The sequence below is a fragment of the Rhodococcus rhodnii NBRC 100604 genome (genome assembly GCF_001894925.1).
Classification (GTDB): domain Bacteria; phylum Actinomycetota; class Actinomycetes; order Mycobacteriales; family Mycobacteriaceae; genus Rhodococcus_F; species Rhodococcus_F rhodnii.
In genome coordinates, this window is the sequence record NZ_BCXD01000006.1 from 201,437 (window position 1) to 217,850 (window position 16,414).

A 16,414-nucleotide genomic window follows, 5' to 3' on the forward strand; every position below is an offset into this window, starting at 1 on the left:
ATCGAGCGGGCCCCGTAATACTTCCAGAGGCGGCCGAGCGCTGCGCGGTCAGCTGCAGTCGATGCAGGTCGTGGCTGCAGGGAGGGCCTCGAGCCGGGCCGGAGCGATGGCGCGGCCGCACGCGCGGCACCGTCCGTACTCGCCCGAAGCGAGCCGGGCACGTGCCGACTCGAGTTCGTCGCGCTCGCGGCGCGCCTGCGTGAGCAGCGCCGCGACCTGAGCCCGCTCGAACGCGATCGTCGACCCCTCGGGGTCGTGCTCGTCGTCGTCGGTGCTCAGCCGCGAACTCTCGACGATGTCGTCGAAACGCCGGGTCAGCGACGCGATACGTGCGTCGACCGCCCGGCGTTCGGCGTCGACCAGCGAAGCGGCGTCGATCGGCGAAGCGGGGTCGATCGGCGAGGCGGGGTCGTTCACGTCGCCGCCGGGGCGGTCAGGCCCACGGCATCGGCGAGAAGGTCGACGGAATGCAGCATCGCGTCCGCGTTCGGTGCAGACGGCACGACGATCAGTTCGTCGGCATCGGCGTGCTGCGCGAACTCGGCCAGGTACGCCGCGACCTCGGGCCCGGTGCCGACGCCCGAGTAGCGCTGCATCTGCAGGATCTGCTGCGCGGCCGGGGACTGCATCACCATGTCGATCTCGTCGGGCGAGAAGTGCCGGCCGCGCCCGACCATCTGCAGAACGCGGCTGCGCGCCGCCGACTCCTGCATCGCGAGCGCCTCCTCGGTCGTGTCCGCCGCGATCGCGTTGACACCGGCGATGACGTACGGCTCGGACAGCACTGCGGACGGCGTGAACCGCTCCCGATACAGACGTACGGCCTGGACGAGGCTGTCGGGCGCGAAGTGCGACGCGTTCGCGTACGGGAGCCCCAGCTGCGCGGCGAGCGACGCACCGAACAGCGACGAGCCCAGGATGTACAGCGGAACGTCCGTGTTCTTGCCGGGGATCGCGTCGACGCCGGGAACGCGTGACTCGCCCGCGAAGTACGCCTGCAACTCCAGCACGTCCTGCGGGAACCGCTCCGCCGACGACGGCTCACGTCGCAGCGCGTACATCGTCTTCTGGTCGCTGCCGGGCGCACGGCCCAGACCGAGATCGATGCGTCCCGGATGCAGCGTCGCGAGCGTGCCGAACTGCTCGGCGATCACGAGCGGCGAATGATTGGGCAGCATGATCCCGCCCGCGCCGAGCCGGATGTTCTCGGTGTGGGCGGCGACGTGCGCGATGAGGACGCTCGTCGCGGACGACGCGATGCTCGCCATGTTGTGGTGCTCGGCGTACCAGACGCGGCCGAACCCGCGCCGTTCCGCGAGCTGCGCGAGGCGGACGCTGGTGTCGAAGCTGTCCGCGATCGTCCCGCCGTCGCGTACGAACGCCAGATCGAGAATCGACAGCGCCGCGGTGGGTGCCGTCTCCTGAGTCGCGCCACCGAGGTCGCTCACATCGTTCACGCCGTGCACACCTTTCGATCGTTCTCCCCCACCGCGACAGCGGGCAGGGGCACTGGGCGAACAACGCGCGAGGGGTCCGGTGCATTCCCTCCCGGTGGCCGGGAGCTGCGCCACCGAACCCGCCGCGGGGTTCCTACCGTCGCGGGACACGGCGACGATCACCACACACGAGGACGACGAGGCGGAACGAATGGCGAGCAATCAGAGCGGACAGACCGGCGACGACACGTACGACGTCGTCGTCGTCGGGTCGGGCGGCGGCGGCTGCTGCGCGGCGTACACGGCGGCGCGCGAGGGGCTCTCGGTCCTCATGATCGAGGCGACCGACAAGTTCGGCGGCACGACAGCCTATTCGGGCGGCGGCGGAATGTGGTTCCCTTGCAACGCCGTTCTGCGACGTGCAGGTGACGACGACACGCTCGAAGACGCCGCCGAGTACTACCACGCCGTCGTCGGCGACCGCACGCCCCGCGCTCTCCAGGACGCCTACGTGACCGGCGGTGCGCCGCTCGTCGACTACCTCGAGAAGGACGACCGTCTCGCCTTCGAGGTCCTGCCGTGGCCCGACTACTTCGACAAGGCCCCCAAGGCACGTCCCGGCGGCCGCCACATCATCCCGTCGCCGCTGCCCGCGAGCGAGCTCGGCGAACGCCGCGCGGACCTGCGGCCCCCGCTCGGAACCGACCGGCTCGGCCATCCGCTGCCCGACGACCTCGTCGGCGGACAGGCGCTCATCGGGCGGTTCCTTCGTGCGCTCGACGAGTACCCGCATGCGAGCATGTGGACGAACGCGCCGCTCGAGGAGCTCGTCACCGACGAGGACGGACGGGTGCGGGGTGTCGTCGTCGCGACCGAGAACGGCCGCCGTACGGTCACGGCTCGCGCGGGTGTGGTGCTCGCGGCCGGCGGCTTCGAGGCCGACGACGAGATGCGCGCCCAGCACGGCGTGCCCGGCACCGCCCGCGACACGATGGGCCCGTGGGGCAACCTCGGCGCCGCACACCGCGCCGCGATGGCGATCGGCGCGGACACCGACCTCATGAGCGAGGCATGGTGGTCGCCCGGCATGACCCACCCGGACGGCCGCTCGGCGTTCGCGCTGTGGTTCACGGGCGGAATCTTCGTGAACGACAGCGGAAATCGCTTCGTCAACGAGTCGGCACCGTACGACCGCCTCGGCCGCGACGTCATCGACCGGATGGCCGACGGCACCGTCACGCTCCCGTACTGGATGGTCTACGACCACAAGGAGGGCGACGTCCCGCCGGTCCACGCGACGAACGTCCCGTACTCGCCGACCGAGGAGTACGTCGAGGCCGGACTGTGGCGGACCGCCGACACGCTCGAGGGGCTCGCGGAGCAGATCGGCGTTCCCGCAGAGGCCCTCGTCGCCACGGTCGAGCGGTACAACAAGCTCGCCGAGACGGGTGTCGACGAGGACTTCGGCCGTGGCGACGAAGCGTACGACCGCGCGTTCGCGGGCGGGAAGTCGCCGCTCGTGCCGATCGACACCCCGCCGTACCACGCAGCGGCGTTCGGCATCTCCGATCTCGGGACGAAGGGCGGACTGCGCACCGACACGTCCGGCCGAGTTCTGAAGGCCGACGGCAGCGTCGTCGCGGGGCTCTTCGCGGCCGGCAACACGATGGCGGCGCCGAGCGGCACCGTCTACCCGGGCGGTGGCAATCCCATCGGTACGAGCATGCTGTTCGGTCACCTCGCGGTGCGGGCCATGACCGAGCGCTGACCTGCGGCGCAGGGCACGTCCCGCGTGTGGGTACTCTTGCCTGCATGCGGGAAGTGCTCACATGGGAAACCTTCGGAACCGCGTCCCGCGAGGTGGCGCAGAGTGTCGTCGACAGCGGGTACGACCCCGACATCGTGATCGCGATCGCCCGTGGCGGGCTCATCCCCGCCGGTGCGATCTCGTACGCGATGGGGCTCAAGGCCGCGGGCACCCTCAACGTCGAGTTCTACAGTGACGTCGAGGAGACGCTGCCGGATCCGGTCGTCCTCGAGCCGTTGCTCGACACGAACGCCACGATCGACAAGAAGCTGCTCGTCGTCGACGACGTCGCCGATTCGGGCCGCACCCTCGCCCTCGTGGTGGACATGCTCACCGAGCATGCCGCCGAGGTGCGATCGGCCGTGATCTACACCAAGCCACGGACGATCATCACCCCCGACTACGCGTGGCGTGAGACCGACAAGTGGATCAACTTCCCGTGGTCCACGCTTCCTCCCGTCGAGCGCAAGGCCCTCGAAGCGTAGGGCCGGAGCCGCCGGGCGGATCGAAGTGTGGTCTGCCCCTCGGTGTCGAGGTGATCGTCCAGTCGCTGTGGTGAACATGGCGATGGTGGCTGCCGCAGAGCAGCACCATGTTGTCGAGATCCGTCGACCCGCCGTCCGCCCAATGCGTGATGTGGTGAGCTTCGCACCACGAAGACGGGACCGTGCAGTTCGGGAACGCGCATCCACGGTCGCGGACCACCAGTGCTCGACGTTGTGCCGGGGTGACGAGCCGCGTGGTGCGGCCCATGCTCAGCGGAACACCGTTGTCGTCGATCACGATCGGCGTGACCTGCGCATCGCACGCCACCGCACGCGCCGTCTCAGGTGTGAGGGTTGCGCCCCACGGTGTCCACGGCAGACCGACGCCATCGAGCAACGCCGTGATCGACACGCTCCTTCGCTCGGCGGCAGTATCCGCGCGACGTTCGAGGTCACGCTGATTCACCAACACAGTCACGTGCGGCTTCTCACCCGCCTCCATGCCGGCGGCACCGGAATCGAGGAACCTGCGGCACACCTCGACCAACGCATCCGCCCGCCGTTTCCGCGGCGACCTGCGGTCGGGTGTTCCGTCCTCGGCAGGCTGCGGTGCCGACAGCTTTGACAACGCCGTCAACAGCACCTCACCCGAGAGGGCATCGAAGTTCCCGTGCACCACCACCCGGCCATGCAGGGTATGCGACACGGACAGGTGGTTGAGGTTGTCGCGTTCGCGCGTCGGCGGACCATCGGATTCGGCGTCCAACCGGATCTCGAGCCGCTCCTTCGCGCGCCGCACCGACGCCGTCGTCGTCCCCGGCCCGGGAACCGCCGCCGCCAACAGTGCATCACGGCAGAACTCGACCACCTTCGAATGCTCCTCGGGGTCGGCCTCGGCCAGCGCTGCCAGCAGCGACGGCGGCGTCTCGAAGAAGTCGCAGATCATCTGGGCGTGTGTCGGCGAGACCCGTTGTTCGGCAACAGCAGCAGCGATCTCGGGCTGCGACCGCAGGCTCACCGCGAGATTGACGACCCGCCGCGCCTCATGAACCTCGAGCATCGTCCGCGCCGCCAGCCACGACCCCGCATCCCGATACCCGTCCTCACCGGAGATACCGCGCTCGACCACCTCACCCATCACAGAGATCCGCTGCGCCTGCAACGCCTCGATCTGACGCGACAACGAGAGCGCCCGCTCCCGCAACTCGCCGTCACCGAGCTGCCACGGTGCCCCGTGTGCTGTGTGTGAATCCCCCGACCCCATGCGACAAACCTATATCGCACACCCGTTCGATACAAGACCCATTTCCGCAGCTGGGGATAACCGTCGAGCTGTGGACAACCGGATCCGGTTGACGCGAGGGAACGCATATTCGCGAAAGGTGCGTCGCGGAGTGCGCGTGCATCGCGGAACCCGGGCGAATCGAAGGCGGCGGCGCGCGGGATCGCCTGTCTCATGTCGCGTTGCTCGGACACGCACGATCGAGCGTCACGCCCTTGCGAATGCTGCGTCGAGATCCAGTGCGCGCGTGTCGATTCCGAACGACTCCTCGAGGACGTCGCGCAACTCGTGTGCACTCGCGAGTTCCCGGCGTTCCAGCGGACGGCCGGGCCGGTGGATCGTGAAACGACGGCCCGCGAGTGCGTAGCGGTGCGTCGGGGTCGGCCGGGCCGCCGTCAGCGTCGTCACGAACCGCGACTGCGGCCACGTCGACAGGTACCAGTTGATCGGCTCGTAGTCGACGGGCAGATGCGCCTGCTCGTCGAACATGTACACCGGACGCCACGCGTCGCCGGTCAGCGCGTCGAGCACGTACGTCGCACCCTGGCCGGCGGTGAATCGGAACGGTTCGAGCGGCGTCGCGCCGACGGCCCCGATCGTCAGCGGGAGCGACGCCGTCGGCGTCATGCCACCGAAGCCCACGTCGGCGATGCGCCGCTGCCCCGCGACGTCCACGGCGAGCAGCATGTGGGTCCGGGCGCCCGGATCGTCCGGCGACGCTCCACCCCACAGCACGCGCGCGGCGAGGCGCGTCACGGTGAAGCCGATGCGCTCCAGGACCGCGGCGAACAGCAGATTCTGCTCGAAGCAGTACCCGCCGCGGCGGCCGTCGACGAGTTTCGCGACGATCGCGTCGAGGTCGATCCGGTTGGGCACGCCGAGGAAGGGATCGAGATTCTCGAAGGCGATCGCATCCGCGTGCAGCGCGATCAGCCGGTCGAGGGTCGCGACGTCTGCCGCGGGGTCCTCGTTCTCGGGGAACCCGACACGGGTCAGATAGCTACGCAGGTCGATCTCGCTCACCACCCCAGTTGTACAGGTCGCTCACCACGGTGTGATGGGCGGCTTGACCCACATGATCTTCTCGTCACGATGTGCGCGTGCCGCGGCCGGATGGTCGGGATTGCGCAGCGCCCACTGTGCCTTCTCGTCCAGCAGGCCGGCGACGACGCGCCACGTCTCACCGCTGCCGGGCGGATTCACGCCCGCGGCCCGCGCGAACTTGCGTGCGACGGCATCGGTGAACGCGAGGACCTCCGCCGAGTCAATGCCGCGATCCCACGCGAAACCCGCGAGTGCCCGCGCCTTCGCGAGGCGGCTCTGTGCCGCCCGATCGGTGTGCGCGAAGTCCGGTTCGTCCACGGTGGGCAGGGTACCGGCATGATCGAGGTGTGGGACGAGCACGAGAGTCGCGACGAGCACCGGCACGGACGGACACCGGGGTGCAGCCCGGCGTGTATCCGATCGACACCGGCACGTGCGAGCTGATCCGCGACTCGCTCTCGGACGACGGGTGGATCGTGAAGATCAACGGGGTCGAGAGCAGCCACATCGACGTCGACGATCCGGCGCGGCTCGATTTCGAGTACATGCGCTGGACGGCGCGCCTCGTCGAGGAGGCCTTCGAGGGCCGCGCGCGACTGCGGGTACTGCACCTCGGCGGCGGTGTGTGCACCCTCGCGCGCCACGTCGCCGCCGTCCGTCCCGACGCGCGGCAGCTCGTCGTCGAGATCGACGGGCGGCTCGCCGAACTCGCCCGCGAGTGGTTCGACCTGCCGCGCGCACCGGCGCTGCGCATCCGCGTCGGCGACGCGCGCGCCGTCACCGAATCGCTCACCGAATCGAGCCGTGACGTCGTCGTTCGCGACGTCTTCGCGGGAGCCGTGACGCCGCGCGCGCTCACGACGGTCGAGTTCACGCGGCACGTCGGGCGCGTTCTCGGCGACGACGGGCTCTACGTCGTGAACTGCGGTGACACGCGAGACCTGCGGGGTGCGCGCCGAGAGGCGGCGACGATCGGGTCGGTCTTCGCGCACACCGCGATCGTCGCCGATCCGGCGATGCTCAAGGGCAGGCGCTACGGCAACATCGTGATCGCGGGATCCGCCCGCCCGATCGGGGAGTCGCCCGCGCTCGTCCGCGATCTGCTCCAGGGAGCGGTGCCCGCGCACGTGTGGACGGACGCCCGGGTGCGGGAGTTCGTCGGGACGTCGGCACCGCTGACCGACGCGGAACTCGAACCGGGGGAGCTACTCGGGTAGTTCCAGCCCGGTCTGCGCGACGCGCGCCGCGACGTCGTCGGGGAAGACGTTGCGGAAGAGGAACAGGTCCTGGCCCAGCACCCAGCCGGGGGCGAGCTGCGTCGCATAGCGCTCGAAGTAGCCGAGCTGCTTGCCGAAGAGCACCAGTTCCTCGGGGCTCGCGACACCCCACTGCTTGCCGATCGCGATGAGCGCCATTATGAGGTCGCTGAGTCGCAGCTCGCCGAGGTCCTGGGTGAGGACGGGCGTGAGCGCCGCCGCGACGTCGAGGCCGATCTTCTCGTCCGACGCCTCGACGTCCGCGGTGTAGCCGAGCGCGCGGATCCCCGCTGCCATCTTCCGGAAATCGCCGTCGAAGAGGGTCGCGTGGAACATCTCGCGCAGAATCGTCCGCCACTGCGGGGGCAGCTCGCCGACGATCCCGAAGTCGAGCATCGCGAGCCGTCCGTCGCCAAGCACCCACAGGTTGCCGGCGTGGACGTCGCCGTGGAACGGGCCGTGCAGCAGCACCGATTCGATCCACACCTTGACGCCCCGCCGGATGAGCATGCGGGTGTCGTGGTGCGCGATCTCGTCGAACCGGTCGAGCGGGATGCCGGTCATGCGTTCCATGCAGATGACGTGCGGTCCGCAGTAGTCCCACAGCACCTCGGGCGCGGTGACGCCCTTGTTGTCGCCGAACTGCCACAGGTTGTCGCGGATCGTCTCCTGCCGCGCGGCCTCGACGGCGCTGTTGAGCTCCGTCATCGTCGCGGCGTGCAGGTCGCGGATGATGGCCGTCGCGTTGGCGACGCGGAAGAACTCGAAACGTTCGAGCAGCCTCGCGCCCCAGAACGCCGTCCGCAGGTCGACGAGCATGCGGCCGAAGATGCCGGGTCGCTGCACCTTGAGGACGACCTCGCGGCCGTCGTGCAGCGTGCAGGCGTGGACCTGCGCGACGGACGCCGCCGCGAGCGGAACGTCGTCGAACGACGCGAAGAGCGCGTCGATCGGATGCCCGAGATCGGCCTCCACGACGGCGCGTGCCTGCCGGGTGTCGACCGGGGGAACGTCGTCGAGGCAGCGGAGTGCGGCGTTCGCGAGCGGCGCGGGGAACACGCCCGACGACGACGCGATGAGCTGACCGACCTTGACGAACGTGGGGCCGAGGATCTCGAAGGCGTCGACGACGCCGTCGGACGCGGCGTCCGCGATCCGGCGGCCACGCGGCGCGACGATCCACGCGAGGAGTGCCAGGACGACCCGCCACACGATGACGACGGCGATCACGCCGGCGCGGGCGATCTCCCGGCCGCGGAAGCGTTCGAGCTCGTGAGGGGGTACGACGAGCGCAGCAGCCGGTGGACCTCCCGCGTACGGGCCCACGGGACTCGCTGCTCGATCGTGCACGGGGCCACGGTAGCGCAATCTGTGACGAGCACCATCAATGCTCGGTCGCGGCCTGCGACAATCGCGCCCGTGCCGTCCCCGTACACGCTCGTCCAGTTGCGTCACTTCGTCGTCGTCGCCGAGGTCGGGAGCGTCACGCACGCTGCGCGCCGGCTCGGCGTCACACAGTCCGCGCTGTCGGCGTCGATCGCGCGGCTCGAGCGCGAGTTCGACGCGACGCTGTTCACGCGGTCGCCGCGGCGTGGCCTGGAGCCGACGACGGCGGGCCGCCGGCTGCTGCACGAGGCGATCCCGTTCCTCGAGACGGCAGACCGGCTGTACGCCGTGGTGCACGGCGATCCGGACGATCTCACGGGCGAGCTCGTCGTCGGGGTGTTCGCGCCGCTCGCGGCGTTCCGCGCGCCGGTGATCCTCTCGGCGATCGAGAAGCGCCACCCGAATCTGCACGTGACACTGCTCGAGGGTGACCAGGAGTTCGTGCGTCGCGCGCTGCACGAGGGACGGTGCGAGCTCGCGCTGATGTACGACATCGGGCTCGACCCGGGGCTCGAAACGACAGTGGTAGAGCGCATTCCGCCGCACGTCGTCGTGCCCGAAGGGCATCGTCTCGCCGATGCACCGGACGCGGAGGTCTCGCTCGTGGACCTCGCGGACGACCCGCTGATCCTGCTCGACCTGCCGCACACACGCGAGTACTTCTTCTCGCTGTATCGCTCGGTGGGCGCCACCCCGCGCGTGCGTCACCGTGCTTCGAACTACGAGACGGTGCGGGCGTTCGTGGGGCAGGGCCACGGGTACGCCGTCCTCAATCAGCGCCTGCATCACACGCTGACGTACTCGGGAAGCCGGATCGTCCCGCTCCGGCTGACCGACGATCTGCCGCCGATCGAGGTGCTGCTCGCGCGGGTTCCGGGGACGACGCCGACGTTGCGCGCCGCGGCGTTCGCGGCCGTGTGCCGGAGCCTGTACGGATTACCGACGGGTAGCGTTCGATCCGTGTGATGTCCGAAAGCGTATGGATCGATGGAGACGAACTCTGTGATCTCGCAGGTCGGCAGCGTTCGATGTGATCTGTGTTGCATCCACGTGAAATGGCGGGCGCAGTTGTTGCAGGTGGATTGCCGAGTCGCCGCGAAAACGTTCACGACGACGCAATATCGGGCTCCTAGCGTCGATGTGCATGACGAACCCCCCGAGCTCCCACACCGCGACCGCGGCGACGAGCGCTCCCGAGGTGGACGCGTCCGCGTTCGCGTCGGGCACTCGCTCCACCGGGATCCAGAAGCGCGTCCTCGCCGGCGGCAGCGTCGGACAGTTCATCGAGTTCTACGACTTCACCCTCTATGCGCTGTCGGCGGTGACGCTCGCCGCGCTGTTCTTCCCGGGTGAGTCGACGGCCGTCGGCCTGCTCTCGACGTTCGCGACGTTCGGCGTCGCGTTCCTCGTCCGCCCGCTCGGCGGGCTGTTCTTCGGCCAGCTGGGCGACCGGATCGGCCGGCGCAAGGTCCTCTACATCACGCTGCTCACGATCGGCGTCGCGACGTGTGCGATCGGTCTGCTCCCCACGTACGAGACGGTAGGCGCACTCGCGCCGGCGCTGCTCGTCGTGTGCCGGCTGCTGCAGGGCTTCTCGGCGGGCGGCGAGTCCGTCGGCGCTCCGGCGTTCGTCTTCGAGCACGCGCCCGTCGAGCGTCGCGGCTTCTGGCTCAACATCACGATCTCCGCGACGGCGCTGCCCTCCGTCGTCGCGGGAACGCTCCTGCTCGTGCTCAGCCGGTCGATGTCGGACGACGCGTTCTCCGAGTGGGGGTGGCGAATCCCGTTCCTGCTGGCCCTGCCGCTCGCGTTCGTGGGGCTGTGGGTGCGCGCGCGGACCGAGGAGTCTGAGGCGTTCCGTCAGGTGCTCGAGAAGGCGGAGCACAAGGAATCCTCGCCGCTGCGGGAAGCATGGCGCGACAACAAGGTTCGTATGGGACAGGTCATCGTCGTGATGGGCATGACGGCGATGGGCTTCTACTTCCTGTCCGGCTACTTCGTCTCCTACGTCCAGACGTCGGGCGACCTCTCCCGCGAGCAGTCGCTGGCCGTCAACGCCGTTGCGATGCTCTTCTACGCGCTGCTGCTTCCGGTCGGCGGCATGATCGGCGACCGTGTCGGCCGCAAACCGATGCTGGTCGCGGGGGCCGCGGCCATCGCCCTCGCCGCGGTGCCGTGCTTCATGCTCGTCACGAGCGGCTCGCTCCCGCTCGCGATGCTCGGTCAGCTGCTGTTCGTCGTGCCGCTGTGCATCTACGGCGGCGGCTGCTACACGTTCTTCGTCGAGATCTTCACCACGAGGACACGTTTCACGTCCGCCGCCATCAGCTACAACGTCGCGTACGCCGCGTTCGGCGGCACCGCGCCGTTCGTCGGGACGGCGCTCGTCACGGCGACCGGCATTCCGGGATCGCCCGGCTACTACGTCGCCGCAGCCGCACTCGTCGTCCTGGTGCTGCTGCTGACCACGCGGATTCCCGAGACCCGCGGCCGCCTCCACTGAACTCGACCGTCCCGAAAGGACCCCTGCGATGACCGAGACCACCACATCGGCCGGCGACGACTTCCTCGCCGACTTCCACCACGTCGCGACGATCGGCGCGACGCCCGCGGGCGGCGTCGAGCGGCAGGCCGCAACCCCCGAGGACGCGCTCACCCGAGAGTGGTTCGCGCACTTCGCATCACGACGCGGGTGGGCGGTGACGACCGATCGCATCGGGAACATGTTCGCGAGCGTCGAGTTCACGGCGGGCGCGCCCTACGTCCTGCTCGGCTCCCATCTCGACTCGCAACCGCGCGGCGGCAGGTTCGACGGCGCGTACGGCGTGATCGCGGCACTGCACGCCACCGCGCGCATCGCCGACCGGGTGCGAGCCGACGGCAGGACGCCGCAGTTCAACGTCGCAGCGGTGAACTGGTTCAACGAGGAGGGCGGCCGTTTCGCGCCGTCGATCATGGGCAGCTCGGTGTTCGCCGGGACGATGGACGAGGAACGGATGCTCGACGTCACCGACGCCGACGGGGTGAGCGTGCGCGACGCCTTGGCGGCGATCGGGTATCTTGGCACCGACGAGCGGCCCGAGGTCGCCGGCTACGCCGAGATCCACATCGAGCAGGGACGCATCCTCGAACACGAGCAGATCAGGATCGGCGCGGTCGACTCGTCCTGGTACACACAGAAACTCGACGTCGAGGTGCTCGGTGAGCAATCGCACACCGGGGCAACTGCGATGGCGGACCGGCACGACGCGCTCGTCGCCGCCGCCCGCATCGTGCTCATGGTCGAGGAGGTCACCGCGGAGTTCCCGCCGGAGGCGCTCGTGTCGTCGGTGGGGCAGATGACGGTCGAGCCGAACTCGCCCATCGTCGTCCCGCGGCGAGCGCACCTCGTCGCCGACCTTCGCTCGGCGGATCCCGAGATCGTCCTGGCGGCGCGCGACCGGTTGCGTGAGCGCATCGACGCCGTCGCCTGCGAGCGCGACATCAGGATCGACGTGCGCGACTTCGACGTTCGCGACATCCAGCGTTATCCCGAGGACGGGCTCGAACTCACCGAGAAGGTGTGCGCAGACCTCGGCTACTCGGTGCGGCGGATGCAGACGATGGCAGGCCACGATTCGGTGCCCCTCAACCGGATTGCGCCGACCGTGATGCTGTTCGTCCCGTCGGTGGACGGAGTCTCGCACTGCGAACGCGAGTTCACGGAGGACGCCGACATGGTGATCGGCGTCGACGTGCTCGAGCGGATCGGCTGGGAGATGATCCACGGCGCGCTCGCACACGCGACGTCGTGACGCCACCCGACCGCGACCTCGCGTACCTGGATGCCGCGACGGCGATGAGACTGTTCCGGGCCGGCGAGGTATCGCCGCTTGAGGTGCTGGACGCTCAGATCGCTGTCGCACAGCACACCGAACCGGTCGTGAGCTCGCTGTGCGAGACCATGTTCGAGGACGCACGCGTCACGGCGAAGGCCGCGCAGGAGCAGTTCGCGTCGGCCTGCAGGACCGGCGCGGACGTTCCGGCCCTGCTGGGGCTCACCGTCGCGACGAAGGAGAAGCACGCGATCGCGGGCCGCGAGCTCACCAACGGGCTGACGTCGCACGTCGGCCGGCGTGCGCAGGCCGATCATCCCGTCGTCGAGCGGATCGTGGCCGCGGGTGGTGTGCTGCACGCGCGGACCACGTCGCCGGAGTTCAGTTGTGCGACGGTCACACATTCACCGCTGTGGGGTGTGACGCGCAATCCGTGGGTGCCGTCGGCCTCGCCGGGCGGGTCGTCGGGCGGCGCGGGAGCGGCGCTCGCGAGCGGGATCACGACGCTCGCGACCGCCTCCGACATCGCAGGCTCGACGCGGATTCCCGCAGGGTTCACCGGGACGGTGGGCTACAAGGCGCCGTACGGCAGGATCCCGGGCGCGCCGCCGCTCAGCGCCGACTGGTACCGCGGCGACGGTCCCATGGCGCGCACCGTCGCGGACGCCGCGCTACTCGCCCGGGTCCTCTCGGGCGTCCATCCGATCGACCACGCCACCGTTACAGGGAGCGATCCGTCGAGCGATGCCGCGGACGTGCGCGGGATGCGGATCGGGGTGTCGGTGCGGCTCGGCGACTATCCGGTCGACCCCGCCGTGGCCGACGTCGTGCTCGGCGTCGCGAAGGATCTCGAATCGGCCGGGGCCCACGTCGTCCCGGTCGAGTTGCCGTGGACGACGGAACTCGTGCGCGAGACGATCTTCGCGCACTTCGGGTTCGTGCTGGCACCGGCGATGATCGCGGCGATCGGTGACGGGATGGACGAGACCGCCGCGTACACCCGGCGCTTCGTCGCGGATGCGGCGGCGGCCGCCGAGGGGCGCACGCTCGTCGATTCCCTCGCGCTCGACGCGAGGGTGCAGCACGATCTCGCGGTCGCGATGGAGCCGATCGACGTACTGCTGTGCCCGACGTCCGCCGTTCTCGCGCTCGACGCCGACGGCGACTACCTGGACGGGATCGACGTCTGCGGCACACACCTCACGCACTACTGGGAAGCCCACATGACGAGCCCGTTCAACGTCGCGAACCGGTGCCCCGTCCTCGCTGTTCCGGGCGGTATGGCGGGCGGGATGCCGGTCGGGGTGCAGTTCGTCGGCCACCCCTACGCCGAGGCGTCGGTGTTCCGGGCCGGCGCCGCCCTCGAGGCCGTCAGGCCGTGGGCGGACGGCCGTCCCGAGCTGCAGGGCTCAGTTCCCGCTGCGTGAGCGAATCTCCTCCACGATGGCCGAGAAGTCGTTGGTGCCACCGCCGTCGGCGTTGTAGGCGTGATAGATGTCGGCGGCGGCGAGGCCCAGTGCGGCGTGGATGCCGTTCGCCCGCACCGCGTTCGCGGCGAGGGTGAGATCCTTGTCCATGAGCGCTGCCGAGAAGCCGGGGCGGTAGTCGTTGTTCGCCGGACTGGTCGGAACCGGGCCGGGCACGGGACAGTTCGTCGTCAGTGCCCAGCACTGGCCCGACGCGTGCGACGCGACGTCGAACAGGGCCTGATTCGTGAGTCCGAGCGACTCGCCGAGGACGAATGCCTCGCTCACGGCGATCATCGACGCACCGAGGATCATGTTGTTGCAGAGTTTGGCCGCCTGCCCGTTGCCGGGCCCACCACAGTGGACGAGGTTGCGCCCCATCACCGCGAGAATCGGTTCCGCGGCAGCGAAATCGGACTCCGACCCGCCGACCATGAAGGCGAGGGTTCCTGCGACCGCTCCCACGACGCCGCCGGAGACGGGGGCGTCGATGTTCCGGTGCCCGGCGGCCACCGCCTTCTCGTGGGCGGCGCGAGCATCCGCGACGTCGATCGTGGAACTGTCGACGAACAGTGTGCCCGCGGGAGCTGCGGGCAGGATCTCGTCGTACACGTCGAGCACGTGCCGTCCGCTCGGCAGCATCGTGACGACGAGTTCGGCCTCCGCGACGGCCGCGACGGCGGAGTCGGCGGGTGTCGCTCCTGCCTCTGCTGCGGCGGCGCGCGCTGCGGTGTCGGGGTCGTACCCGGTGACGTCGTGCCCCGCCGCTGTGAGATTCACGGCCATCGGCCCGCCCATGTGGCCGAGACCGAGAAATGCGATCTTCATGTGCCAGAGTCCTTTCCGGTCACTTCATGGTGGGGATGACGAAGTGGTCGCCGCGGTCCACGGCGCCATCTGCGGCCTCGCGCAGCCCCGCGGGCCAACGCTGGGTCACGGTCTTGGTCTTGGTGTAGAAGCGGATCGAGTCGGGGCCGTGCTGATTCAGATCGCCGAACACGGACCGCTTCCACCCGCCGAACGTGTGGTACGCGATGGGCACCGGGATCGGGACGTTGACGCCCACCATGCCGACGTTCACCCGTGCCGTGAAATCCCGTGCGGTGTCGCCGTCGCGCGTGAAGATCGCGACGCCGTTGCCGTACTCGTGCTCGCTCGGCAGGCGCAGCGCCTCTTCGTAGTTCGCCGCGCGAGCGACGAGCAGGACGGGACCGAAGATCTCCTCGCGGTGGATCCGCATCTCGGGGGTGACACGATCGAACAGACTCGGCCCGACGAAGTATCCGTTCTCGTGGCCGGGCAGGGTGAAACCGCGCCCGTCGACGACGAGTTCGGCGCCCTCCTCGACGCCGAGGTCGACGTAGCCGTTCACGCGGTCCACGGCGTCGGGCCCGACGAGCGGCCCGTAGTCGCTCGCCGCGTCGTCACCTGGCCCGATCGTGAGCCCGCGGACCCGCTCGGCGATCTTCTCGACCAGGGCGTCCGCCGTCGCCTCTCCGACGGGGACGACGACGGAGATCGCCATGCAGCGCTCGCCCGCCGAGCCGTATCCGGCGCCGACCACGGCGTCGGCGACCTCGTCGAGATCGGCGTCGGGCATGACGACGGCGTGGTTCTTCGCGCCGCCGAAACACTGTGCCCGCGTTCCGTTCCTGGCGGCCGTCTCGTAGATGTACTGCGCGATCGGGGTCGACCCGACGAAGCCGACGGCCCGCACGCGCTCGTCGGCGAGCAGTGCGTCGACCGCGGTCTTGTCGCCGTTGACGACGTCGAAGACACCGGGTGGCAGGCCCGCCTCGACGAAGAGCTCCGCGAGGCGCAGCGGTACCGACGGGTCACGCTCGGAGGGCTTGAGAACGAACGAGTTTCCGCACGCGAGCGCGGGAGCCGCCTGCCACAGCGGGATCATCGCGGGAAAGTTGAACGGTGTGATGCCGGCGACGACGCCGAGCGGCTGGCGCATCGAGTAGACGTCGATGCCCGGCCCGGCGCTCTCGGTGTACTCGCCCTTGAGCAGGTGCGGGATGCCGACGGCGAACTCGACGACCTCGAGTCCCCGCTGGATGTCGCCCTTCGCGTCGGCGACGGTCTTGCCGTGCTCGGACGAGAGCAGCCGTGCGAGCGAGTCCATCTCGTCCTGCACGAGCTGCAGGAACCGCATGAGCACCCGCGCGCGGCGCTGAGGATTGAACGCGGCCCATTCCTGCTGTGCGCGTTCGGCATCGGAGACGATGGCGGACACCTCGCGGGCGTTCGCGAGCGGTACTCGTGCGGCGACGGTGCCCCCCACCGGATCGAGGACGTCGGCGAAGTCGCCGGACTCACCGGGTACTCGCTTGCCGCCCACGAAATGAGACAGTTCGACCGCCATACCCAGCCCCTCTCACCGACATCGTTGTCCCGAACAACATATAGTTGGATGTCCGAGTATGTCGAT

General features: G+C 69.6%; 15 protein-coding genes. 7 read left to right on the forward strand and 8 right to left on the reverse strand.

Annotated features, from left to right (window positions below; translation table 11 throughout):
- Window positions 1-48: 48 nt before the first annotated feature.
- Window positions 49-378, reverse strand: a complete 330-nt coding sequence (locus tag RR1_RS06425) for a TraR/DksA family transcriptional regulator (RefSeq protein WP_040775126.1) — start codon at window positions 376-378, stop codon at window positions 49-51.
- Between the two features lie 35 nt (window positions 379-413).
- Entirely contained in the window at window positions 414-1,466 is a 1,053-nt protein-coding gene (locus RR1_RS06430) for an LLM class flavin-dependent oxidoreductase (RefSeq protein WP_010839973.1), read from the reverse strand.
- 181 nt (window positions 1,467-1,647) lie between these two features.
- Between RR1_RS06430 and RR1_RS06435 the strand changes: the two genes are divergently transcribed.
- Both RR1_RS06435 and RR1_RS06440 read left to right on the forward strand, forming a co-directional pair.
- Window positions 1,648-3,204, forward strand: coding sequence for an FAD-binding protein (locus tag RR1_RS06435; protein WP_040775132.1), 1,557 nt, complete (start codon window positions 1,648-1,650; stop codon window positions 3,202-3,204).
- 44 nt (window positions 3,205-3,248) lie between these two features.
- Window positions 3,249-3,728 (forward strand): phosphoribosyltransferase, encoded by a 480-nt coding sequence (locus RR1_RS06440; RefSeq protein ID WP_010839975.1) that lies wholly within the window; start codon window positions 3,249-3,251, stop codon window positions 3,726-3,728.
- Here RR1_RS06440 and RR1_RS06445 read toward each other — a convergent pair.
- The 3 genes from RR1_RS06445 to RR1_RS06455 form a co-directional block, all read right to left on the reverse strand.
- Entirely contained in the window at window positions 3,673-4,992 is a 1,320-nt protein-coding gene (locus RR1_RS06445) for an HNH endonuclease signature motif containing protein (RefSeq protein WP_072713608.1), read from the reverse strand. The genes RR1_RS06440 and RR1_RS06445 overlap by 56 nt on opposite strands.
- A gap of 225 nt (window positions 4,993-5,217) precedes the next feature.
- Window positions 5,218-6,033, reverse strand: coding sequence for an arylamine N-acetyltransferase family protein (locus tag RR1_RS06450; protein WP_238558967.1), 816 nt, complete (start codon window positions 6,031-6,033; stop codon window positions 5,218-5,220).
- Window positions 6,034-6,054: 21 nt separating this feature from the next.
- Window positions 6,055-6,381 carry a hypothetical protein gene (locus RR1_RS06455; protein WP_081634124.1) on the reverse strand — a complete coding sequence of 109 codons (327 nt, stop codon included), beginning with the start codon at window positions 6,379-6,381 and terminating at the stop codon, window positions 6,055-6,057.
- A gap of 20 nt (window positions 6,382-6,401) precedes the next feature.
- Here RR1_RS06455 and RR1_RS06460 point away from each other — a divergent pair, with 20 nt between their 5' ends.
- Window positions 6,402-7,271 (forward strand): spermidine synthase, encoded by an 870-nt coding sequence (locus RR1_RS06460; protein ID WP_040772664.1) that lies wholly within the window; start codon window positions 6,402-6,404, stop codon window positions 7,269-7,271.
- Here the strand turns inward: RR1_RS06460 and RR1_RS06465 are convergent.
- Window positions 7,260-8,660, reverse strand: coding sequence for an ABC1 kinase family protein (locus tag RR1_RS06465; RefSeq protein ID WP_040772662.1), 1,401 nt, complete (start codon window positions 8,658-8,660; stop codon window positions 7,260-7,262). The genes RR1_RS06460 and RR1_RS06465 overlap by 12 nt on opposite strands.
- Before the next feature lie 69 nt (window positions 8,661-8,729).
- Here RR1_RS06465 and RR1_RS06470 point away from each other — a divergent pair, with 69 nt between their 5' ends.
- From RR1_RS06470 to RR1_RS06485, 4 genes are all read left to right on the forward strand, one after another.
- Window positions 8,730-9,662 carry a LysR family transcriptional regulator gene (locus tag RR1_RS06470; protein WP_010837736.1) on the forward strand — a complete coding sequence of 311 codons (933 nt, stop codon included), beginning with the start codon at window positions 8,730-8,732 and terminating at the stop codon, window positions 9,660-9,662.
- A 178-nt stretch (window positions 9,663-9,840) separates the two neighbouring features.
- Window positions 9,841-11,199 carry an MFS transporter gene (locus RR1_RS06475; protein WP_081634121.1) on the forward strand — a complete coding sequence of 453 codons (1,359 nt, stop codon included), beginning with the start codon at window positions 9,841-9,843 and terminating at the stop codon, window positions 11,197-11,199.
- A gap of 28 nt (window positions 11,200-11,227) precedes the next feature.
- On the forward strand, window positions 11,228-12,490 hold the full coding sequence (locus tag RR1_RS06480) for a M20 family metallo-hydrolase (protein ID WP_010837734.1): 1,263 nt from the start codon (window positions 11,228-11,230) through the stop codon (window positions 12,488-12,490).
- The gene (locus tag RR1_RS06485) at window positions 12,487-13,938 is read left to right on the forward strand and encodes an amidase (protein WP_010837733.1); all 1,452 of its coding nucleotides are present in this window, start codon (window positions 12,487-12,489) and stop codon (window positions 13,936-13,938) included. Before RR1_RS06480 ends, RR1_RS06485 begins: the two co-directional genes overlap by 4 nt.
- Here RR1_RS06485 and mmsB read toward each other — a convergent pair.
- Window positions 13,921-14,805 (reverse strand): 3-hydroxyisobutyrate dehydrogenase, encoded by an 885-nt coding sequence (gene mmsB, locus RR1_RS06490; protein WP_010837732.1) that lies wholly within the window; start codon window positions 14,803-14,805, stop codon window positions 13,921-13,923. The genes RR1_RS06485 and mmsB overlap by 18 nt on opposite strands.
- Before the next feature lie 19 nt (window positions 14,806-14,824).
- Window positions 14,825-16,348, reverse strand: a complete 1,524-nt coding sequence (locus RR1_RS06495) for a CoA-acylating methylmalonate-semialdehyde dehydrogenase (RefSeq protein WP_010837731.1) — start codon at window positions 16,346-16,348, stop codon at window positions 14,825-14,827.
- Window positions 16,349-16,414 lie beyond the last annotated feature (66 nt).